18 protein-coding genes are annotated in these 22,374 nt (G+C 68.9%); 10 read left to right on the top strand and 8 right to left on the bottom strand.

What is annotated here, in order from left to right:
- Window positions 1-725: 725 nt before the first annotated feature.
- On the bottom strand, window positions 726-1,826 hold the full coding sequence (locus ABD832_RS02130; protein WP_344887379.1) for a LacI family DNA-binding transcriptional regulator: 1,101 nt from the start codon (window positions 1,824-1,826) through the stop codon (window positions 726-728).
- A 352-nt stretch (window positions 1,827-2,178) separates the two neighbouring features.
- Between ABD832_RS02130 and tcmP the strand changes: the two genes are divergently transcribed.
- The 5 genes from tcmP (at window position 2,179) to ABD832_RS02105 (ending at window position 7,568) form a co-directional block, all read left to right on the top strand.
- Window positions 2,179-3,531, top strand: coding sequence for a three-Cys-motif partner protein TcmP (tcmP, locus tag ABD832_RS02125; protein ID WP_344887377.1), 1,353 nt, complete (start codon window positions 2,179-2,181; stop codon window positions 3,529-3,531).
- 970 nt (window positions 3,532-4,501) lie between these two features.
- Window positions 4,502-4,930 carry a MarR family winged helix-turn-helix transcriptional regulator gene (locus ABD832_RS02120; RefSeq protein WP_344887375.1) on the top strand — a complete coding sequence of 143 codons (429 nt, stop codon included), beginning with the start codon at window positions 4,502-4,504 and terminating at the stop codon, window positions 4,928-4,930.
- The gene (locus ABD832_RS02115) at window positions 4,920-5,435 is read left to right on the top strand and encodes a hypothetical protein (protein WP_344887373.1); all 516 of its coding nucleotides are present in this window, start codon (window positions 4,920-4,922) and stop codon (window positions 5,433-5,435) included. Before ABD832_RS02120 ends, ABD832_RS02115 begins: the two co-directional genes overlap by 11 nt.
- A 189-nt stretch (window positions 5,436-5,624) precedes the next feature.
- Entirely contained in the window at window positions 5,625-6,059 is a 435-nt protein-coding gene (locus tag ABD832_RS02110) for a GNAT family N-acetyltransferase (RefSeq protein WP_344887371.1), read from the top strand.
- Between the two features lie 1,353 nt (window positions 6,060-7,412).
- Window positions 7,413-7,568 (top strand): hypothetical protein, encoded by a 156-nt coding sequence (locus tag ABD832_RS02105; RefSeq protein WP_344887369.1) that lies wholly within the window; start codon window positions 7,413-7,415, stop codon window positions 7,566-7,568.
- An 87-nt stretch (window positions 7,569-7,655) separates the two neighbouring features.
- Here the strand turns inward: ABD832_RS02105 and ABD832_RS02100 are convergent, their stop codons facing one another.
- From ABD832_RS02100 to ABD832_RS02085, 4 genes are all read right to left on the bottom strand, one after another.
- Window positions 7,656-8,441 carry a hypothetical protein gene (locus ABD832_RS02100; RefSeq protein WP_344887367.1) on the bottom strand — a complete coding sequence of 262 codons (786 nt, stop codon included), beginning with the start codon at window positions 8,439-8,441 and terminating at the stop codon, window positions 7,656-7,658.
- A gap of 269 nt (window positions 8,442-8,710) precedes the next feature.
- On the bottom strand, window positions 8,711-8,923 hold the full coding sequence (locus ABD832_RS02095) for a hypothetical protein (RefSeq protein ID WP_344887365.1): 213 nt from the start codon (window positions 8,921-8,923) through the stop codon (window positions 8,711-8,713).
- Window positions 8,924-8,990: 67 nt separating this feature from the next.
- A protein-coding gene (locus tag ABD832_RS02090; RefSeq protein ID WP_425582560.1) for an IS5 family transposase occupies window positions 8,991-9,805 on the bottom strand; the annotation gives its coding sequence in 2 pieces (ribosomal slippage) (window positions 8,991-9,451 and window positions 9,451-9,805; 816 coding nt in all).
- A gap of 59 nt (window positions 9,806-9,864) precedes the next feature.
- A complete protein-coding gene (locus ABD832_RS02085) occupies window positions 9,865-10,251 on the bottom strand; it encodes a hypothetical protein (RefSeq protein WP_344887363.1) in 387 nt (128 codons plus the stop codon).
- Between the two features lie 298 nt (window positions 10,252-10,549).
- On the opposite strand from ABD832_RS02085, the gene ABD832_RS02080 reads away from it, so the two are divergent.
- From ABD832_RS02080 to ABD832_RS02065, 4 genes are all read left to right on the top strand, one after another.
- Window positions 10,550-11,491: a restriction system modified-DNA reader domain-containing protein gene (locus tag ABD832_RS02080; RefSeq protein ID WP_344887361.1), complete on the top strand. Its 942-nt coding sequence runs from the start codon at window positions 10,550-10,552 to the stop codon at window positions 11,489-11,491.
- A 261-nt stretch (window positions 11,492-11,752) separates the two neighbouring features.
- Complete coding sequence (locus tag ABD832_RS02075) at window positions 11,753-13,450, top strand: sensor histidine kinase (RefSeq protein ID WP_344887359.1); 1,698 nt, start codon at window positions 11,753-11,755, stop codon at window positions 13,448-13,450.
- Between the two features lie 176 nt (window positions 13,451-13,626).
- Window positions 13,627-16,152, top strand: a complete 2,526-nt coding sequence (locus ABD832_RS02070; protein WP_344887357.1) for a cation-translocating P-type ATPase — start codon at window positions 13,627-13,629, stop codon at window positions 16,150-16,152.
- 91 nt (window positions 16,153-16,243) lie between these two features.
- Complete coding sequence (locus ABD832_RS02065; protein WP_344887355.1) at window positions 16,244-17,101, top strand: universal stress protein; 858 nt, start codon at window positions 16,244-16,246, stop codon at window positions 17,099-17,101.
- Window positions 17,102-17,442: 341 nt separating this feature from the next.
- On the opposite strand, the gene pflA is transcribed toward ABD832_RS02065, so the two are convergent.
- The 3 genes from pflA to ABD832_RS02050 form a co-directional block, all read right to left on the bottom strand.
- A complete protein-coding gene (gene pflA, locus ABD832_RS02060; protein ID WP_344887353.1) occupies window positions 17,443-18,264 on the bottom strand; it encodes a pyruvate formate-lyase-activating protein in 822 nt (273 codons plus the stop codon).
- Between the two features lie 11 nt (window positions 18,265-18,275).
- Entirely contained in the window at window positions 18,276-20,573 is a 2,298-nt protein-coding gene (gene pflB / locus ABD832_RS02055) for a formate C-acetyltransferase (RefSeq protein WP_344887351.1), read from the bottom strand.
- A gap of 149 nt (window positions 20,574-20,722) precedes the next feature.
- Window positions 20,723-21,319 (bottom strand): CBS domain-containing protein, encoded by a 597-nt coding sequence (locus tag ABD832_RS02050; protein ID WP_344887349.1) that lies wholly within the window; start codon window positions 21,317-21,319, stop codon window positions 20,723-20,725.
- Between the two features lie 285 nt (window positions 21,320-21,604).
- On the opposite strand from ABD832_RS02050, the gene ABD832_RS02045 reads away from it, so the two are divergent.
- On the top strand, window positions 21,605-22,243 hold the full coding sequence (locus ABD832_RS02045) for a hypothetical protein (protein WP_344887347.1): 639 nt from the start codon (window positions 21,605-21,607) through the stop codon (window positions 22,241-22,243).
- The last annotated feature ends 131 nt before the right edge of the window (window positions 22,244-22,374 follow it).

Genomic DNA, 22,374 nt, shown 5'->3' with positions numbered 1-22,374 from the left:
CGCTACAGCGAGAGATCAAAGCACAGTCAGACTCATTCTGTTAGGCGCTCTTACCCTCGGCGGCGACGTGCAGTCGTAGCGCGCGTCCGCAGTGGGACCGGCTGCGGGTTATGACGATTGGCGTGGTCACGGCCGACGCACGCGAACGGGACCGTTGACAAGAAAGGCCGATTGCGGATCAACACTTGGTGTCTGGACTTGACGTCACACCAGTCGTACATCACCGTGAGAACATTGACGACGGGGCGGCCCACACAAACTATTGGGCCGATGGAGGCGATATGGATTACGGATCGAAGTGGGCAATTCCGGTCGTTGACATGGATAGGGCGGTGGAACCGGATGTCATCGGGAGCAGTAGGCGCCTGTGGTTTCCGCCCAACGGGAAATGCCTCGTGCGGGTTACCCCAGCCTGCGCAGTTTCACGTACCAGCGTGACGAAATCGTCGAGCGGCACCGGCCCTCTACGCCTTGATTTCTACGAAAAGACCGCAGCCCAGGTGACGGCTGCGGGAGTGCCGTGCGTTTTCAGGAAGCGGATCTCGGAGGATCCCTACCTCGCCGACCACCGTCCGGAGGCAGCGGCCGGTCACCCGCCACCGATGTGACGGACCTGCGACGGTATGGGATGTCCGATGACGGCCTCGTGAAACGGCTGAAGCGATATGCGCAGGCGATGTGGGCACAAGGGCCGGAGCATCCGGATGCGCCTACGAGTCACCCGGTCACATCCGGAGTGCCTCGGTGGACTGCCGGACGACCAGCCGGGTACGCACAGGTGCCGGTGCCTGCGGGTCGTCTCCGTTGAGCAGCCCTGCCATAGCGGTGATCCCAAGACGGCCCAGTTCCTCACCGCTGAGATCCACGGTGGTCAGGCCGGGTACGAAAAAGGCCGAGGCGTCGATATTGTCGATCCCCACGACAGATATGTCATCCGGTATGCGCAACCCGAACTCGGCGGCCGCGTGGTAGACACACGCCGCCGCCAGATCGTCGTCGCAGATCACCGCGCGGGGATGATCGTCTGCGGCCAGCATCTCCCACGCGATCTTTCGCAGACCTTCAAAACCCGCAGGTTCTGGAATCAGACGTTCCACCACGTCGAGATGACGGCTCTCCTCCTCGAAGGCCGCCTGCCGTGCACGGTAGGTGTGCGACGGCCGGTCGTAGCGTAGGTGGCCGATCCGCCGATGACCAAGTCCCACCATGTGCCGCACGGCCGACCGCATGCCGCCGGCCACGTCCAACTCCACGACTATTCGGTTCCTCCCACCGAGCGCGGGATCGGAGTCAAGGAAGATCACCGGCATGAAGGCGGGGAATTCGCCGATCTGCCGGTCGGTCGGCGAGCAGATCAGAAGACCGTCGAACTGATTGACGGTGGTCATCGACGCCAATTTATCGCTGTCCCACTGAGAGCCCACCACCACGGTCAGGCCGTGCTCTTCGGCGGCTTCATGAGCACCGGCCAAGATCCGGGCGAAAAACGGCCCCTTGATGTCGGGTATGGCGAGCAGGACCATGCCTGTGCGGCCGAGTCGTAGCTGGCGCGCGGCAGCCTGGGGCTGATAACCCAGCCGCTTCGCGGCTTCTCGTACCCGATTGCGGGTGTTCTCCGAGACGCGATGACCAGCGATCCCGGAGAAGACCAGGGAGACCGTGGCCTGCGATACGCCCGCGAGCCGGGCGACATCGCGGCCGGTGGGACGAGAGCGTGTCGAACCGGGATCCGTGAGCGGCTCGCCGGCGCGCGGGGGACCCGCGCCGGCCAAGGCATCAACGTCGTGGACGGCAGGTGCCGCCATCTTCGGCTCGCGGTTCCCCATCGATCACCCAGCTTCATGACGACATGTGTTGCACAGGCACTTGGCACGGGTGAATCCGGGCCCCCCTTACGGGTGAGGATAGCGTTCCGATTCCGGCCTGAGAAGTTCGTGTTCATCGGCTCGACATGTGGACGGGCTTAATTTTGCGGTTTCCGTCCGCTCGCGCCTTGGGACGACGTCGGAGTCGGTGGCAACTGAGGATCCGCACGCCTGGCAGACGGGATTTGATCGATTGCTCGCGCAGGCGGCGGGGCGATCACGCCGCTGGAGGCCCGGACACGGCAGAAGGGCGCGGGCAAGGGCTTCTTCCTCCAGATCGAAGGTGGTACCCGGCGGAGCGGGCGAGAGCGCCATGGCCGACTTCTGCGAACGGTGGCTGGCCACTCACGGCTTCGAGATCCACCACCTGGAAAGACGTCGCGGCCGGCCGTCGCTGGTCGCGATCGCCCACGGAAGCGGCGGCGGCCGGTCACTGATGCTCAACGGCCACCTCGACACGGTAGGCGTGGCCGACTACGACGGTGACGCGCTCGTCCCGCAGATCCGTCACGGCAAGATGTTCGGCCGCGGCGCCTTCGACATGAAAAGCGGCATCGCAGCCATGATGTGCGCCGCCGCCCGCGCCACCGCACAGGGCTCACTACGTGGCGACGTCATCCTCGCCTGTGTCGCCGACGAAGAGCACGCCAGCTCCGGTACGCAGGAAGTACTGGAATCCTTCACCGCCGACGCGGCCATCGTGATCGAGCCGAGCCACCTCGAGGTCACCCTCGTGCACAAAGGTTTCATCTGGTTCGACGTGGAGATCCAAGGACGCGCGGCATACGGCTCACGGCCCGCGCTCGGTATCGACGCCATCGTCAAGGCCGGGTACTTCCTGACAGCCCTGGAAGCGGAAGGACAACGAAAGAAAACAAACATCACCCTTGTCGAAGGCGACGCCGCACGACTGGAAAGACTCAGGCAAGAAGGCGACGCCATCACCACCAAGTACGGTGGCCGACCGCAGACCATGGAAATCGGCTATCACACAGGAAAGTGCGCCGCCACACTTCTTCCTGCGCTCGCCGACGCTGGATCGATGACCGCGCCGATCTTTGCCTTCCTCGACAGCTGGGGCGGGCCGGACATTCCTCTCGATATCGCACGCTCCATCGCCGCCGTTCCCTCCAGCGAGGTTATCGTGACGTTCGGCACACGTTTTCTTCTGCAGCTCGGAAACGCAGAAGCCCACCAGGCCGCCGGCGACAAGGCCTTCGGTGGAACCCGGTGGCGCGAGGTCAGAAAGCTCCCTTCCTGGCAGAAGAAGACCTTCCTCGTGAGCACATACCGAGACTCCCTGAAAGAGGCGGGGTTCCCCTTCGTGCTGTCCTTCGAGATGCTCGACGAAGGAGGCCGTGACATCCATCTGGTCTACGGCACCACCAGCCACAAGGGCTTGGAGAAGACGAAAGAGGCCGTGTGGAAGGTCGACCCGGTGCGAGGCATCGGGTACCGCGACCCTCGCGACCCGGACCAGACCACCCTCGACCCAGAAACACGCCCATTGCAGCAAGCCATCCTCGCCGAACTAGGCAAAGGGGAGCGGACACTCGAGCAATTGAGAGAAATGGCGCTGCTGGAGACAGTCTATCGTCCCTCACATGTGCCACCGGTCGTCCGGCGGCTGCTGTCGTCGAACGCCATCCAGAGCGAGGGCAGCTGAGCAGTGACAAAATAATCAAGCTCGCTGCGCGGAGCGAATCGCAACCGGAGACGCTTTTCTAGCGCCGGCCACACTGATCCTGCGGCACGACCGGTGCGTCCTTTTCGAAAAGGAAGCGCTTAAAAAAGGCCAACGAGTTTTCGCCATGGTCCGCTGTCATCGGCGGACACGCCGCACCACGTCGGCCTCTTGCACCCTGAATTCGATGGCGCATGAGGTGCCAAACGGCTAAAACTTGGCTGCCACGCCTTCTGTTTCGCCGACAGGTCTCGGTCAGCGGTTCGGGCTGCTCACGCTCGACAGGGATGAGGGCTGGTTCTCCAACGGGTGGTGATCGGGCTCAGCAGCGCGCTGAAGTTTCTCCAGACCCGCCGCCCCCACCCCCTGCCTGTCGGGCATCAAGGAACTCAGGCGCCTCGTGCGTACCATCTTGATCCGTGACCACCTGGCCGCAGGAGAACGTGAAAGGTGAGATCAACGAAAGCCTGAACAAAGGGAACGCCACCTCCACCGCCAAGGGCCTGTTCTGCGGCAAGGGCTGGTGATCCGATCGGCGGTGTCCAGGAGCATCCCGACAGCGCGTCGATCACAAGGCCAGGGAGGCGGGCGAGCACCGGCACAGGCAGGTCAGGTCGGCGAGGACCTGTCGCCGGTGGCGCGTCAGCGCGCAGACATGGCCACGCCGTTGTAGGGCGGCCTCTTGGGCGTCGCTGTGAAAATTCGGTACGCCAGGACACTGAGCTGAGCCGGCAGAGGCAGCACCATGCCCGGCACCCCTCAAGGGTGGGCCGGAACCAGCAGTTCACGATAGGCCTCCTGTGAAGGTCTGCTACCCGCTCCTGGGCTCACATCCAGGTTCGAAGGCGCATGCGCTGTCGAAGCGCGCCGGTCACCACGTCACTGGACGAGGCCCCTTCTCCTGATAGCCAGCTGGTTGTTCGGTACAACCATTTGGTTGTATGGTCGAACCATGGCGGAGGAACGTGAACTCCAGGACGCCGTGGCCCGCTTCGTGCGGGCCTTCGGCCTGCACCAGCCGGACCGGACGCCCTGCGGGCAGCCCGTCCCGGTCTCGGAGGCGCACGCGCTGGGTGAGCTGGCCAGGGACGGCGCGTTGCGCCAGAGCGAGCTGGCCCACCGGCTCCGGCTGGAGAAGAGCACCACCAGCAGGCTGGTCACCCAGCTCATCAACCGCGGCTGGGCCGAGCGCACCCCCGCGCCCGACGACGGGCGCGGCGTGCTGGTCCGGCTCACCCCGGACGGGGTGAGCGCCGCGGCCAGGCTCGCCGAGGCCAGGTCCCGGCGGTTCTCCGCCGTCCTGGACCGTGTTCCCCAAGAGGAGCGTGCCGACGTGCTGCGCGCCCTGACCATCCTCACGGAGGCCGTCGATGAAACGTAGGGATCGCCGCGTCCAGGCGCTGGCCGCGGCGCTGGCACTCGTCATGGCCGCCGCGACCGCGTACGCGCTCACCGGCCGCGACGAGCGGCAGGCGCCGGCCGCCCGCCAGGCCGAGATCGCGGCCAGAGGCCGGCAGGTGATGCCGTTCGACCTGGAGCGCACCACCCACCGCTTCACCGCGTCCGCCACCGGTGGCGTGCAGAGGGTCACCTCCGACGACCCGGCCGACACCGGGCAGATCAGGCTCGTCCGCGAGCACCTGGCCGGGGAGGCGGCGCGCTTCGGCAAGGGCGACTACGGCGACCCGGCCTCCATCCACGGCGGCCGGATGCCGGGCCTGCGCGAGCTCGAACGGGGCCACGACCGCATCGGCATCGGCTACGCCGAACTGCCCGCCGGAGCCACGATCACCTACACCACCACCGACCCGTCCCTGGTGAAGGCGTTGCACGCCTGGTTCGACGCCCAGGTCACCGACCACGGCCGGCACGCCGAACACGGCTGAGGCCTCCGGGAGGGCTTCGGTTCCCGCCGGACCCGTATACCCTTCCCATACCGGGCCGGGGTATGGTTTCCTCTCCTGGCCGACGGCGCCCTCGAGCCCTGACCCGGCCACCGCGCCGGCTCGCCCCTGCCGACCGCAACAGACCACCCCCTATGCCCCGCTGGGAAACTCCTGCCCGGAAGGAACCCCGTGATCACCATTCGTCGCGCCGTCCCCGATGACGCCGCCACCGTGCACGCCCTCATCCGGGCCCTGGCCGAACATCAAGACCAGGCCTGGGGCGTCACGGTGAGCGTCGAGGACCTCAAGCGACTGCTGGCTGACCCGCAGGTCGGCTACCTGATCGCCGAGCGCGACGGGCAGGCCATCGGGTATGTCTCCTGGCTGCAGCGCGTCGGTTTTTGGTCCGGTCAGGACTACCTCCACCTGGACGACCTGTACGTCAGCGGCGCCGAACGCGGCAACGGCGTGGGCGAGCATCTCATGCGGGCCGTCGCCGAGGCCGCCGACGGCAAGGTCATCCGCTGGGAGGTGGCCGCGTCCAACGTGGCCGCCCAGCGCTTTTATGAGCGCATCGGCGCCACCCTGGCCGCCAAGAAGATCGGCCGCTGGCAGCCGAGGTGACCCCGTGTGCTCTTACCGCCCGGCGTCGGATCACATCGTGCAACGCGCGACGTCGCATCGATGTGCAGCCAGAGCACGGCCTGTCCTTCGCCGGTGCGGCGATCACTGTTGCTGGGTGCCGCATCGATCGCAAGAGCAGGGCGCTGCTGGAGCGCATGCTCGCCCTCGCCGACCATGGCACTTCGCCCGATGGCCCGGCCATGGTGTTCAAACGGTCGCAGCGGCGCCGCATAAGCGAGGCAAAAGCCGCGCTGGGCGTAGGCGGCCATGGCAGCGGCGGGTCTGCTGGCCTTCATCGGCGTGATGCGGCTCCGCAGAGCCGCATCACGCCGGCCCCGGTCCGAGGCCACCGGTCCGGGGCCGGTTGCGAACGACAGCGCGGCCTGCGGCGCCGCCGAGGCACAGGAGAAGGAGTAAGCGCATGCTCGCCCTCGCCGACCATGGCACTTCGCCCGATGGCCCGGCCATGGTGTTCAAACGGTCGCAGCGGCGCCGCATAAGCGAGGCAAAAGCCGCGCTGGGCGTAGGCGGCCATGGCAGCGGCGGGTCTGCTGGCCTTCATCGGCGTGATGCGGCTCCGCAGAGCCGCATCACGCCGGCCCCGGTCCGAGGCCACCGGTCCGGGGCCGGTTGCGAACGACAGCGCGGCCTGCGGCGCCGCCGAGGCACAGGAGAAGGAGTACTGGAATCGCTGATCGCGCTGGCGTGGCACGAGCTGCAAGGCGCCGCCCGCCTTCTCGGCAGTGGAGTTTCAAGAGCCGACTGCCGAAGAGCTGCCCCCTCGCGTCAGGCGGCGTCCACCACGCCGAGGGCCCCATCCGCGGGTGGGCGGCTCAAAGGGCGTTGCGTACGGGGTTTCCCGGGCCAGAAGCTGACGAGCGGCCAGCTCGGGACATCGACCTGACCGCGTTGCTGCGCCACCGGTTCACGCTGTGTGCTCAAGCACCATGGGGCGGGCGCGCACAGCGTGTGGTTCAGCGGCGCGACCGCGCGGGAGTGCAGCGCCAGGGACCACGTCGTGTTCCAGGTGTGCCGGCCCAGCTTTCATCTGCGCCAGTGCGAACTGTCACGAAACTGTCAGTGCCGATTTGCCATCAGGTGTCAGTCCGCAGGTCGGAGCGTTGGTGCGGGCAAGGCGCTACAGGAAGTTTCGTCTTCGCAAACTCCAGTGATCGCTCACAGTGGACTCCTTCTTGCCCCAAGAGCGCTGACTTGCCTCGGCCTTACTGCCGCGCTCTGTAGTGGATTTCTTCTCTTCCTTGAGAGGACTGTCATTGGCTGGCAAGGTGCCACCTTCTGACAACGTAAATCCACGCACTGAAGTGCAGTTTTGCCACCTTGTGTCAGTGGCTTGTGCCATTACATGTCGGCCCGGGGGCCGGGTGCGACTTCGTCCTGTCGGACGAGCACGCCGGGTACCGGTGGATCGACCCGGCGGGTGTGGTCGCGTCCAATCTGACGCCGGAGAGCGTCCGGGTCATCGGCGAGTGGGCTGCGGCTCAGCTCTGATCGAACGCAGAAGATCGCCCCGCCGTCTTCCACGGGGAGGACGAGCGAGGCGCTCACACATTCAGGATCGGGTCACCTGCTATCTCTTCACCGTGTGATGAGTTCCTTCGGTTCGGCCTTGGGGGAGCCGTAGGGATCTTCCAGGTCCTCATAGTCGATTACTTCATCGGCCGGCGGAGGGACGACCACGAGTGGCATCCCCCAGTCGCTGTAGCGGGTGTCGATTCTCTCGATCTTCGCAAGCCTGTGCTCGCCGACCACGCGCTTGTTGGTCAGCAGTCGTTTGGGCAGGCCGGTGGTGTCGGTCCACAGACGCCACGAGATTTTCAGCTCGGCATGCGTGCCCTGGTAGTAGAACCCGCCGGAGACCGGTTTGACCGTTGCTCCCCTGAGCAGGGTCTTCAGGGCGGCCGGGTCGAGCACGTTGACCGTTGTCTGCTGGCTGGCATAGTCGACGACGGGCCTCAGCAGCTCTGATCTCGTCCAGGACTTGCCTTGAGGCAGCGAGTACATCCCGGAGGTGTACAGGTATCCGCCGACAGCGGTCATGTAGGACGGGCTCGCCATCTCGGCCGCCAGTTCGTTGGTTTCCGCCGCCTTGGCGCTCTTGGCGTCGGGCACCCACCGGATGGAGGTGTCGACGGCAACGGGGCCGGTGGGGCCGAGCTGGACTCTGCTGGTGAGCCGGTCTCGGCTTGAGGTCGCGTCCTTGTAGATCGTGCGCGAGATCTCGGCGATCTGTACGCCGTGGTGGGCCCGGAACTGCTGCTGGATCGCCTTGGCCGGATCGGGCGGGCCGGTCTGCGCGGCTGCGGGTGCAGCGGGCACGGATGCGGTCAGGGTGGCGGCTGCGAGGGCGAGCCATCGCCTCATGAGGATGTCCTTCGCGGGGGGTGCGGGGAGATCATCTTGTCAGAGGTGACGTGAAAGCGCCCGCCCTCCCGAAGGAGAGCGGGCGCTTGGGGTCAGTGTGGGGCCTCGGTTGTGCGGCCGCATGTCGGGGTGCCGTGTTGGGTCGGACCGGGGCGCCCTGCCGTGATTACTCCCGGTGGGTTTCCCCGGCCCGACCCAACACGGCACCCCTACTTGCTCGCCGTCCTCCCTTTAGCGTGACCGGCCGTCGCCGCGGTGCCGACAGCGGCTCACCCGCCAGGCGGGGGCTGCTTCGTCGTGTGCTCGGCGAGCAGTCGGGTCACGGCCTGCTCAGCGGCACGCTTGATGCGCTCCTCATCTTGCCGCCGGCCGTCCTGCTCGCGCAGTCGCGCCTCGGCGGTGGCGGCCGCGAGGCGTACCTTCTCCAGTTCCTTGCGTTCGACGTCCAGTTCCTTCCTCAACTGGGCGAGTTCCTCGCGCACCTGGGTGGTCTCGGCGCGGGCCTGCGCGGCTTCCTGGTGGGCCTTGTCCCGGGCGGTCTCAGAACTGCTAACACAATGAGTTGAGGCGGCGCCAGCAGAGCAAGGCGCAGCCGAGGCTGAGGAAGGCTTCGTGGATGTCGTTGCGGACTTCCCAGCGGATGCGCAACCGGCGGAAGTGGTGGAGCAAGGCGAAGGCCTGTTCCACGACCCAGCGCTGTTTCCCCAGACCAGAGCCGTGCTCGGTACCGCGTCGGGCGATCAGCGGGCGGATGCCCAGGGCGCGGACCTGCTTGCGGTACTTGTCGTGGTCGTAGCCGCGGTCGGCCAGGACGACGTCAGGCCGTCGGCGAGGCCGGCCACGCTTGCCACGCACTGGCGGGATGGCCCGCAGCAGCGGGATCAGCTGAGTGACATCGTTGCGATTGCCGCCGGTGAGGATGACGGCGAGCGGGATGCCGGTGGCGTCGGTGATCAGGTGGTGCTTGCTGCCGGCCCGTCCTCGATCGACTGGACTCGGGCCGGTCTGCGCCCCCCTTTTAATGCTCTGACGTGGGAGGAGTCCACCGCGGCGCGGGAGAAGTCGAGAGCATCGGCCGCTCGCAGCCGGGCCAGGAGCACCTCGTGCAGGCGCTGCCAGACACCTGCCTTGTGCCACTCGTTCAGCCGCCGCCAGCACGTCATGGCCGAGCCGTAACCCAGTTCCTGTGGCAGGTGCTCCCAGGCGATGCCGGTGTGCAGCACGAACAAGATGCCTTGCAGGGCCAGACGGTCATCGAGCCGTTTGCGTCCTGGCCAGCGGGCCCGGCGCTGGTGTTTCGGCAGCAGCGGCTCGATGACCGCCCACAACTCGTCGCTGACCTCCCACGGCTTCAGCCGCGCCACCCGCCACCCCTCTCACCGTCGCTACAGCGAGAGATCAAAGCACAGTCAGACTCATTCTGTTAGGCGCTCTCAGCGCGCCGGCTACCAGCGGCTTTCAGATCGGCCTGTGCCTGCTTGAGAACGGTGACGTGCTCGGCCAGCCTGGTTTCCAGGGTGGTGATCTGCTGGTCGTAGGCGTCGACTGCGGCGGCGGCCTGGCGGCGTTCGGCATCCAGGACGCCCTGCAGGGCGTCGCGCTCAGAGGTGATCTGTCTGCTGGCACGCTCGGCGGCCGCGGAGCGTTCCTCGGCCTCTACGGCGGCCTGCTTGGCGCGGTCGCGTTCGGTTTCGTGCTCTCCGGCCGCTCGCCAGGCCGCCCGTTCGGACTTCTCGGCGCGCCGGTCGGCGGCGGCGATGCGTTCGGCGGTGCGTTGCTCAGTGGCCGCCGCCGCGAACTGACACTTCATGGCAAATTAGTTGTCCTGTCTCATTCAATCTGAGGCACATCAACAAATCTGATTTCGCTTTACTTTTTCGAACATACTATCTAATAATGCCTCTCGGTCGCAATGAAACTGTCTCATTCAACTTGAGGCATCCCGCGGTTTTTCTCATCTACTTGAGGCAGTGGAAGCTCTGAGCTGGCACGATCGGCTCGATCGCTGTGAACGAAACAAGGATCCGCCTCATGATCAATAAGTAGGAAGAGTCGCCTTTCGGGCTTCGTGCAGCAGCGGATGCCGAACCGCCGACGATGTCAGTGCCGTGCTCGCCGCACAGGTCCGGGGGGAAGAGTGCGAGTATGCCGTCTTGAACGGTTTTGGCCTGCGTGGCACCAACCGTGGCCAGGTGAAGTACCTGCTGGTGAGGTTGACCGCCTTCGTCCAGCAAGGGTGTGGGCAGCGTGGTGACGTCTCCGACTATCTCGACGACGCACTCCCGTACCAGATAGAGCATCTGTTCGCGAACAAACCGGAGCGGCACCGGGACGAGATCCCCGACGCCCTTCGTTTCCGCTCCCTGCGCAACCAGCTCGGAGGGCTGGTCCTGCTGCCCGACAAGGACAACGCGAGTCTCGGCGCGATGCCGTACGACGAAAAGATCGAGCTTTACGGACGTCAGAACGTTCTTGTCGGTGTGCTCGACCAGAGATACCACCGCCGATTCCCAGGACTGCGTGAGTTCGTCAAGGCGCACAAGGTGGACGGCCTCATGCGGCCTTTCGCGACCAAGACGCCCATGGCCACCATCGTCCAGACACGGCAGGAGTTGTACCTGCGGTTGTGTTCCAGGATCTGGTCCTTCGACCGGCTGGGGTTCAGCGCCACCGACCAGGTAAAACTCTCCGACCCCTTCCTCAGGCCCGACGCCGACGAGGGTGTGCCCACTGCACGAAAGACACGTCTGCGGACCGACGTCGCGCGTATGGTCGCGGCAGGTGTCATTCGGCCAGGTACGCGCATCGTCTTCACCCACTTGGGCTCCAGCCACTGGGCACAGATCAACGACGAGGGGCGGATCACCTTGGAGGGCACCGGCGGCATCTACAGCAAGATCGATGAGGCCGGAGCGTTCGTGCGAGAGACACGGACCTGCGACGGGATGGGAATGTGGTGCGTCACGCGCGAGGACGGCGAAGTGATCTCGCTCAGAGCTCTGCGTGATCAGGCCGTCGCGGCCGGCGTCCTGACAGGCCGTCGTACGTAAAGATTATCGCCCTGTCACTCCGCGCCTGGCTCGGATCCACGCGATGCTCTCACCCGGAATCCACCTCACGCGCGGCGCAAGGCCGGCGGTGGTCTCGGGGAGGTTCCCGGCCTTTGGATCATCCAGATTTCGACGATCTCGGTGGAGGCGAGCAGCGCCGCGAGCAGCGTGGGGACGACGCCATGGTGGTGAGCGGCGGAGGGATGAGCGATCTTCGGCGCGGGGTGGGCACCGGTGCCGCCGGATGCGAGACTTCGCCGTATGACGGAAAAGGAGCCGCGTTCCCTGATCCCGAACATGCGGTTGGACGAGTTGCTGGCCGAGCTGCAGGGACGTCTGGAGGCGGTGCTGGCCACCCGGGACCGGGTGCACGCGCTCCTGGAGGCCGTGGTCGCGGTGGGCAGCGATCTAGACCTGGAGACCGTGCTGCGCCGGATCGTGGAGACCGCCACCAGGTTGGTCGACGCCACCTACGGAGCCTTGGGCGTGGCCGGTGAGCAGAGCACGCTGCTGCAGTTCGTCCCGGTGGGGTTGAGCGAGGAGGAGATCGCCCGCATCGAGCATTGGCCCCACGGGCTGGGCCTGCTGGGACTGCTGATCAAGGAACCGCAGACCCTGCGGCTGAGGCACATCACCGACCACCCGGCCTCCTACGGCTTCCCGCCCGGCCACCCGCCCATGGGCTCCTTCCTCGGGGTACCGGTCCGGGTACGCGAGGAGGTGTTCGGCAACCTCTACCTCACCGAGAAGCGCGGTGGAGGCGAGTTCGACGCCGAGGACGAGGCGATCGTGAGCGCGCTGGCCAGCGCGGCGGGCGTGGCCATCGAGAACGCCCGCCTGTACGAGGAGACCCGGCGCAGGGAGATGTGGTTGCAGGCCTCGGCCGAGGTCACCACGGCCCTGCTGTCGGGGGCCGAACCGGATGCGGTGCTGACCTTGATGGCACATCTGGCCCGAGGTCTGGCCTCCGCCGACATCACGATGATCATGCTTCCCGACGCCGCTCGCGAGGTCCTGCAGGTGACGATCGCCGACGGTCCGGGAGCCGACGGGCTCGACCAGGCCCGGGTGGACGTCGAGGGCTCGCTCCCGGGCAGGGCTCTGCTGGGCGGTGAGCCGGTCACGGTCACCGATCTCGGCGAGGCCGACCTGCCCGCCGCCGTCGTCCGGGATCTGGTGGTGGGGCCCGCCGCCGCGGTGCCGCTGGGCGTGGCGGGGAAAGTACGAGGGGTGCTGGTGCTGGGCAAACGGCCGGGTCGTATCCCGTTCAGCGGCGGCGAGTTGCGGGTGCTGCACTCCTTCGCCGGACAGGCCGCGGTCGCGCTGGAGTTGGCCGAGGCCCGTCAGGACGCCGAGAGGCTGGGGCTGCTGGAGGACCGCGACCGGATCGCCAAGGACCTGCACGACGTGGTCATCCAGCGCCTGTTCGCCGTCGCCATGACGCTGATGAGCATCGTGCGGTTCGTCGACCACCCCGAGGCCTCGGGCCGCCTCCAGCACGGGATCAACGAGCTGGACGAGACGATCCGCCAGATCCGCTCGACCATCTTCGCCCTGCAGACCCCCCGCCAGGCCGCCGACCCGAGCCTGCGCGCGCGGATCGTGGAGCTGGTGGAGGGTGCGCGCGGGCACCTGGGCTTCATGCCCGGCCTGCGGATGGAGGGCCAGCTCGACAACAAGGTCCCCGAACCGCTCGCCGGGCAGCTGCTGGCCGTGCTGCGCGAGGCGCTGTCCAACATCGTGCGCCACGCCAGGGCGAGCCGGGCCGACGTCTTCACCGAGGCCACCGCCGACCGGCTCACCCTCACCGTCACCGACGACGGGATCGGCCTGCCCGACGAGGGCAAGCGCAGCGGCCTGCGCAACATGGAAGAGCGCGCCGCGGCTCTCGGCGGTTCCTTCGAGGCCGATTCCTCGCAGGGTGGGACCCGCCTGACCTGGCGAGTACCCCTCACCTGACACGTGACGCGGCATCGCTAGGACCCCACGACCCCCACCCTGTACAGCTCACCGCTCCACGGCCCGGGCCGATGACCGGCCCGCAGCCGAAGCGGCGGCCACCGGGGCCGAAAGTCCCTCGCCTCGGTGGCTTTCGCCCCGGGATCCGGGCGCGACCGTGATGGTCTGCTGGATGCATGAGTATCAAGGCGGACACCTCGGCGGGGCTCGGTGAGGCCGAGGCCGCCCGCCTGCTGGGCGAGTACGGCCCCAACGAGCTTCCGCGTTCCCGGCCGCCCACCCTGGTGGCCCGTGTGGCGCGGCAGCTCGCCGACCCGCTGTCGATCCTGCTGCTGATCGCCGGGCTGGTGACGCTGCTTGTCCTGGCCGAGATTCCCGAGGGAATCGCGATCTTGACCATCCTGGTGGTGAACGTGGTCATCGGCGCCGGGCAGGAGGCCAAGGCCGACCAGGCCGTGCGTGCGCTGGGTACCCTCAGCGCGCCCATGGCCAAGGTCAGGCGGGACGGCGTCACCCGGCGTGTTCCGGCGGCCGAGGTCGTGCCCGGCGACGTGATCGAGGTCGCGGCCGGTGACCGGGTTCCCGCCGATGCGCGGGTGCTGGAGGCCGGCGCCGTGGGCGTGGACGAGGCCATGCTGACGGGGGAGTCACGGTCGGCGGGCAAACGGGTCGGCGGCGCCGGCGGGGCGGGGGTTGCGCTGGGTGACCGCGACGGGGAACTGTTCTCCGGCACCCTCGTCGTCCGGGGGGCGGCGACGGCCCTGGTGGAGCGGACCGGCGCGGCGACCGAGATGGGACGCATCGCCGGTGCCCTCGAAGGGCGGCAGCACAAGGGGCCCTTGGAGGCGGATCTGGCGCAGGCGTCGCGGCGGATCGGCCTGCTCGCGCTGATAGCGGGAGTGATCATGGTCTTGCTGGGCCTGACGCGCGTGAGCCGCGGGGAGGCCGCGCTGCTCGACATCGTGCTGGCCGGGGTCGCACTCGCCATCGCCGCCGTTCCCGAGAGTCTCGCCACCGCCGTCACCACCGCGTTGGCCCTGGGGTCCCAGCGGATGGCCAGGCTGGGAGTGATCGTTCGCCGGCTCTCGGCGATCGAGGCGCTCGGCGCGACGACCGTCATCGCCTCCGACAAGACCGGGACGCTGACCACCGGGCGGCTGGCGGTCGTCGATCAGGTGACGATCGCCGGTGCGGACGTGTGGCGGGCTGCGTTGCGCTGCAACGACGCCCGCGACGGGCTCGGAGACGCCGTCGACGTGGCGCTGCGCGCGGCCGCCGAGCGCAATGGGGCCCGGCTGTCACACGGCGAGAGGCGCCTGAAGAGCCGGCCCTTCGACGCCGAGACCCGCTCCATGGCCGTGGTAACCGAAGGGCCGCTGCCGACCGAGGGGCCCCTGCTGACCGTCAAGGGCGCGCCCGAGGCGGTGCTGGCCCGCTGCGTGCCCGGCGAACAGACCGACCGCCTGATGAACGCCGTGACCGAACTGGCCTGTCAGGGCCTTCGGGTGCTGGCGCTGGCCGAGGGGGACAGCGACGACCTGGACGCCGGGGGCCTGCGCCCGCTCGGCCTGCTCGGGCTGCGCGACGAGATCAGGCCCTCGGCCCTGCGGGCGGTCGGCGACTGCCGGGCGGCCGGCATCCGGGTCATGATGGTCACCGGCGACCATGGTGACACCGCCCGGGCCGTGGCCGAGGAGGTCGGCATCGACTCCGCTGCCGTGGTCACCGGCGCCTCCCTGGAGGGGCGGGGTGCCGAGGACAGGGCCGCGCGATTGCGCGGGGCGAGCGTGCTGGCCCGGGTGGATCCGGCGACCAAGCTCGACCTGGTACGCGCCCTTCAAGAAGGCGGAGAGGTCGTCACCATGACCGGTGACGGTGTCAACGACGCGCCCGCGCTGCGGCACGCGGACGTGGGCGTGGCGATGGCGGGCGAGGAGGGAACCGACGTGGCGCGGGAGGCGGCCGCCGTCGTCGTCACCAACGGTGAGCTCGGCACCATCGTCACCGGGGTGCGCGAGGGACGGCGCCTGCACCACAACGTCACCTCGATGATCGGCTACCTGCTCACCGGCAACCTGGCGGAGATCTTCCTGGTGCTCGTCGGCCTCCTCCTGTGGCCTGACCTGATCATCCCGCTGCTTCCGGTGCATCTGCTCTGGATCAATTTGGTGCTGGACGGGATCCCGGCCATCGCCCTGGGCGTCGACCGGCCCGCGGGAGACCCCCTGGCACTACGGCCACGACGGGACGGCCTGCTGTCGGGCGCCGTGCTCAGACGGGTCGCGCTGCGCTCCCTCGTCGTCGGCCTGCTGGTGATCGCTGCGGTCGAGGCGGCCCGCCGGATGGGCTGGAGCGACGAGCAGGTACGCACCCAGGCGGTCCTCACGCTGGTCCTGGCCCGCCTCACCCTCGCCTACGTCGTGCGGGCCCGCCGGTGGACCTTCGAACGGGGATGGTGGCACGGCCGTACGATCACGATCGCGGTCGCCGCCACCGCGCTGCTTCAGGTGCTCGTCACCCTTGTCCCGTTCCTCGGCGCCCCGCTGGCCCTGGTGCCGCTGCCCGCGACCGGGTGGGCGCTGGCCCTGGGCACGGCCGTGCTCACTCCCCTGCTCTGCGATCTTGCCCGGTGGCCGGCCGTGAACGGAGCGGACGCCCGTCCCGGCGACGAGTACGGGAGGCCGGGAACCGGGACAGGGTGACGGAGGTCCTCGGGTAAAAGGACCTTTACCGCTGTCGCCCGCCGGTCGCCCGCCGGTGTGATGGTGTCATGGATGACACGAGGAGGTTGTCATGATCGTAGTGGGAGTGGACGGTTCGCAGGCGGCGCTCGCGGCTGCGGGCTGGGCGGCGCGTGAGGCCGCGCTTCGCGGCGACGAGCTGAGCCTGGTGTACGCCATGCCCGCCTGGCCTTTGGAGATCTCCGAGCGGGACCGCTACGCAGAGGTGGGCCGCTGGATGCGCGAGGGGGCCACCTCCACGCTGGAGGCGGCACGGGAACGCGTCCACCAGGAGGATCCCCGGGCCACGGCACGGACGCAGCTGCTGGGCGGTGACCCGCGCACCGTCCTGATCGAGGCCGCCGCCGGCGCCGGGCTCCTGGCGGTCGGCAATCACGGGCTGGGGGGTTTCGCGGGGATGCTGCTCGGTTCGGTGGCGCTGGGGGTCGCCGGGCGGGCCGCCTGCCCGGTGGCCGTCGTCCGCGATCCGCTCACCCCGCCGGGCGGGGAGGTGGTCGTCGGCCTGGACGGTTCGGCCGCGGGGGCGGACGCCTTGGGGTTCGCCTTCGCCGAGGCGTCCCTGCGCGGTGTCGGCCTGCGGGCGGTGCACGCCTGGAGCACTCCGGTCGTCGGTGGAGGCCCCTCCGCCCTGCAGATCGCGGAGGAGGCCGCCGAGGCAGAACGGCGCCTGCTGGCCGAGGCCCTGGCCGGCTGGAGCGAACGCCACCCCGACGTCACGATCACCCAGCGGCTCGAACACGGCCACCCGGCGCACGTCCTGGCCGAGGCCTCGGCCCACGCCGGTCTGCTGGTCGTCGGCTCACGCGGACGCGGGGAGGTGACCGGGCTGCTGCTGGGATCGGTCAGCCACTCGCTGCTGCACCACGCCACCTGCCCGCTGGTCGTGATCCCGGCCCCGCCGTCCTCCTGACCGGTTCACCCGCGGCCTCCTCGATGCCCAGGGGCCGGTCGGCATGCGGGTCCTCGGCCCGTCGGCCGTGGACGTCCGAGCTCCACAGGCGCGGTGTCGGCTCGATCCTGGTCCGGTACGGACCGGGAATTCTCACCCGGGCGGGCCGTTTTCCTCGTCGCCCCTCGTCTTCTTGGGGGAGCCCCGGGCTGTCCTCGCGTTTCTGCTTCGTCGCCGGTGGCGGCCTGGCGCAACAAGTACGTGCCCGCGCGATCGTGGACGGGGTGAACGTCGCCCGACGTGGCACCGGCCGGCGAGCGGCACGGATTCAGGCCGGCGGACCGGACGGGGAGCCTCGTCGGTCAGATGCTGGTGACGCCGTGCGCCCGGAACTGGGCGTGGACCCGTTCCAGCAGTTCCGGGCCGGGCGGCAGGACGCCGGGCAGGGGGAAGGGCAGGCCGAGGCGCCGGTACTTCTCGGCGGCCATGCGGTGGTAGGGCAGCACGTCGACGTGTTCGACGTTGCCCAGGCCGGCGACGAAGCGGGCGATGCCCTCGACGTTGCCGGGGTCGTCGGTGAGGCCGGGGACCAGGACGAAGCGGACCCAGGTGGGGCGGCCGAGTGCGGCCAGGCGGCGGGCGAAGCGCAGGGTGGGCTCCAGCGGGGCGCCGGTCAGGCCGTGGTAGGTGGCCGGGTCGGAGGACTTGATGTCGAGCAGGACCAGGTCGGTGTCGGCGAGCAGCGCGTCGCCGGCGCGCTCGCCCAGGAAACCGGAGGTGTCCAGGGCGGTGTGCAGGCCGATCTCGCGGCAGCGGCGCAGCACCTCGGCGGTGAAGCCGGGTTGCAGCAGCGGCTCACCGCCGCTGATCGTCACCCCGCCGTGGGCTACGGTGAGGAACCGGCGGTACTTGCCGACCTCGTCCATGACCTCGTCGACGGTGACGCGGCGGCCGTCGCGCATCCGCCAGGTCTCGGGGTTCTGGCAGTACAGGCAGCGCAGCGGGCAGCCGGCGGTGAAGACGGTGAACCTGGTGCCGGGGCCGTCGACGCCGATGGACAGGTCCCAGGAGCTGATGACGCCGGTGCCCGGTGGCGCGGGTGGCGGGCGAAGCTCGGCCTCGCCCTGCCGTAGCGCGGTCTCGTGATCGCCGGTCATCTGCTCGCACCGCGCCGCCGGGTTCATCGCGCCCTCCCTCACAGCGATCCGTGGAAGGTGCGGTCCACCACGTCCTGCTGCTGCTCGCGGGTGAGGCGGACGAAGTTCACCGCGTACCCCGAGACCCGGATCGTGAGCTGCGGGTACCTGTCGGGGTGCTCCATCGCGTCCAGCAGCATGGCCCGGTTGAGCACGTTGACGTTCATGTGGAAGCCGCCCGCGTCGGTGTAGCCGTCGAGCACCCCGACCAGGTTGCCCACCCGCTCCTGCTCGGTACGGCCGAGCCCCTCGGGGGTGACGGTGTTGGTCAGCGAGATGCCGTCGCCCGCCTGGTCGTAGGGCAGCTTGGCGACCGACAGGGCGGAGGCGACCAGGCCGTGCCGGTCGCGGCCGTTCATCGGGTTGGCGCCCGGCGCGAACGGCTCGCCCGCGCGACGCCCGTCGGGGGTGTTGCCGGTGTGCCTGCCGTAGACGACGTTGGAGGTGATGGTCAGCACCGACTGGGTGTGCTCGGCGCCGCGGTAGGCGGGGTGGCGGCGGATCTCGGTCATGAACGAGCGCACCAGGCCCACGGCGATGTCGTCGGCGCGGTCGTCGTTGTTGCCGTAGGCGGGGAAGTCGCCCTCGATGTCGTAGTCGACGGCCAGGCCGCTGTCGTCGCGGATCACCCGCACCCGGGCGTGCTTGACGGCCGACAGGCTGTCGGCCGCGACCGACAGTCCGGCGATGCCGCAGGCCAGGGTGCGCTTGACCGGGTGGTCGTGCAGCGCCATCTCGATGCGCTCGTAGGCGTAGCGGTCGTGCATGTAGTGGATGATGTTCAGCGCCTCGACGTAGGTCTGCGCGAGCCAGGCGATCATCGTCTCGAACGCCGCCATGACCCGGTCGTGGTCGAGGTACTCGCCGCGCAAAGGCTCCGTCACGGGGCCGATCTGCTCGCCGGTCATCTCGTCGCGGCCGCCGTTGATCGCGTACAGCAGGGTCTTGGCCAGGTTGACCCGGGCGCCGAAGAACTGCATCTGCCTGCCCACCGGGGCCGCGGACACGCAGCAGGCGATGGCGGTGTCGTCGCCGTGCACGGGCCGCATCAGGTCGTCGGACTCGTACTGGATGGAGCTGGTCTCGATCGACAGGCGGGCGCAGAACCGCTTGAACGGCTCGGGCAGCCGTGCCGACCAGAAGACGGTCAGGTTCGGCTCGGGGGCCGGGCCGAGGTTGCGCAGCGTCTGCAGGTAGCGGTAGCTGGTGCGGGTGACCAGGGTGCGGCCGTCGGCGCCCATGCCGCCGATCGACTCGGTCACCCAGGTCGGGTCGCCGGAGAAGAGCTGGTCGTACTCGGGGGTGCGCAGGAACCGCACGATCCGCAGCTTGATCACGAAGTCGTCGACGAGTTCCTGGGCCTGCTGCTCGGTGATTCGTCCCTCCTCCAGGTCACGCTGGAGGTAGACGTCGACGAAGGTGGAGGTGCGGCCCAGCGACATGGCCGCGCCGTTCTGCTCCTTGACCGCGGCCAGGTAGGCGAAGTACAGCCACTGGATCGCCTCGCGCGCAGTGGCGGCGGGGCGGGAGACGTCGTGGCCGTAGGAGGCCGCCATCCGGCGCAGTTCCTCCAGCGCGCGTACCTGCTCCGACAGCTCCTCGCGGTCGCGGATCACCGCGTCGCTCGCGAAGGCGCCCTCCAGCGCGCGCAGCTCGGCCTTCTTGGCAGTGACCAGGTGCGCCACCCCGTACAGCGCGACCCGCCGGTAGTCGCCGATGATCCGGCCGCGCCCGTAGGCGTCGGGCAGGCCGGTGATGATCCCGGCACGGCGGGCCGCGCGGATCTCGGGGGTGTAGGCGTCGAAGACGCCGTCGTTGTGGGTCTTGCGGTACAGGGTGAAGATCTCCTTCACCTTCGGGTCGAGCGTGTACCCGTAGGCGGCCAGCCCGTTCTCCACCATCCGCAGCCCGCCCGCGGGCATGATGGCCCGCTTCAGCGGCGCGTCGGTCTGCAGCCCCACGATCAGCTCGCGGTCACGGTCGATGTAGCCCGGCGCGTGCGCCGTGATCGACGACGGGGTCGAGGCGTCCACGTCGTAGATCCCGCGTCGGCGCTCCTCGGGGAGCAGGTCGGTGATCTTCCTCCAGACGGCCAGGGTACGGTCCGTCGGCCCGGCCAGGAATGATTCGTCGCCCACGTAGGGGAGGTAATTGTCCTGGATGAAGGCGCGCACGTCCACACCCGTGCGCCACCCCTCGCCGCGGAACCCCCGCCACGGCGCCGGGGCCACCCCCCGCCGCTCGGCCGACGTGTTCCGCACGGCCACCGTGCTCGTCGCGTTCGTCGTGCTCGTCATCGGGAGAACCCCCTCGTCGCTCGTCTACATCTCCACTGTCGTCGTCGGCGAGGCCCGTTTCATCGGCCGGAGGTCACCGGGGGAGGGGACCAACGTCCTTGATCGGCGGTGCCGTACGGTGCCGTACGGTGCCGGACACGCCGGCCCGGTCACGGAAGGTGCCTCACCCGGGTGACGCCGGGGACGGTCCTGGTCAGCAGGTCGGCGATCCGGTCGTGCCGGTCGTCGGCGTGCCCGCTCAGCGTGGCCACCCCGTCCTCGACGGTGACGTCCCAGCTCGGCCCGAGGGGATACTGCTCAGTCAGGGCGGCGATCACGTCCGCGCGCAGTTCCTCGTCCGAGCGGGCCAGCATGCGTATCAGGTCACGCCGGCTGACCATGCCGACCACCCGCTCGCCCTCCAGGACCGGGAGGCTCTTGACGCGCTCGGCGATGAGGAGCTCGACCAGCCGGGCGACGTCGGTCGTGGGGGTGACGGTCACCACCTGGCGGGTCATCACCTCCTCCACCCGCAGCGGCGGGGGAGCGGCGTGACCCAGGATGGGGCGCATCGCGGTACGCGGGTCGGGCTGGAACTCCCCTCGCAGCAGGTCCATCTCGCTGACGATCCCCACGAGCGTCCCGTCGTCGTCCAGGACGGGAGCGGCGGTGACGGCGTTGGCCAGCAGCACCCGGACGGCCCAGCGCACCGTATGGGCGGGCCGGAGCGTGATGACCGGGCCGGTCATGACATCGCGAGCCAGCATTCTCATCGATCCTTCCGGAGGGGGATGCAATCGCGGTCCCGCCACGGCGCGCGGATCGCGCCGACGCTCACGCGCGTGTCTTCCTCTTCCTGGCGGTATGGACTCTTTCCGCCATTCCACTCGTCTCATACGTGGTGCGGCAGGGCCGAAGGTCCCGCGGGGGAGGGACGTTCGAGACCGCGGCGGGGTCCTTACGGCTCTGTGGTGGGGGGTGGGGAGGCGGTGTGATGGGAGTGTCGCAAGGACAGCCGAACATCACGGATCGACAGGGAAAGGGGAGCCGTCATGGCCACCACTCACGGATACGACGTTCACACCGGGCCGGCCACGGGCGCCGCTCCCGCGCAGCCCGTTGCCGCACGAATCGTTCCCGCGCAGATCGTCCCCGTTCAGGCCGGTCCCGCTGTTCCCACACAGCCCGCCGAGCAGCGGGCGGTCAATCGTCCGGCCGAGCGTGCCTGGGCGATCACCCGGATCGGTCTGGGGTTCATCTTCTTGTGGGCGTTCGTGGACAAGACCTTCGGCCTGGGCTTCGCCACCCCCACCGAGCGGGCCTGGCTCACCGGAGCCAGCCCCACCACCGGCTTCCTCAAGGGCACCGGCGAGAACGCGCTGGGCGGGGTGTTCGGCGCGCTGGCCGGACAGGGGTGGGTGGACTGGCTGTTCATGCTCGGCCTGCTGGGCGTGGGCACCGCCCTCCTCTTGGGCATCGGCCTGCGCATCGCCGCCGTCGCCGGAGGACTGATGATGATCCTGATGTGGGCCGCAGAGCTGCCCCTGCAGAACAACCCCGTCCTGGACGACCACCTCATCTACACCGCCGTCCTGGCCGGCCTGGCCCTGGCCGGCGCCGGCACCACCTGGGGCATCGGCACCTGGTGGGCCACCACCCCCCTGGTGCGCCGCTACCCCATCCTGCGCTGAGCACCCGGCGCTCACCCCGCCCGCAGACCGAAGACCCGCTCCCACCGCACAGGGAGCGGGTCTTTCCACGTCTCGAACACGAAATCTCCCGATGTCGCACCCGGCATCTCACCACCTCGCGGTCACCCACA

Origin of the sequence: Streptosporangium longisporum, from assembly GCF_039534895.1 — a bacterium.
Classification (GTDB): domain Bacteria; phylum Actinomycetota; class Actinomycetes; order Streptosporangiales; family Streptosporangiaceae; genus Streptosporangium; species Streptosporangium longisporum.
The sequence above is the reverse complement of the archived record's forward strand: the minus strand, read 5'-3'. Positions and strand labels throughout refer to the sequence as shown.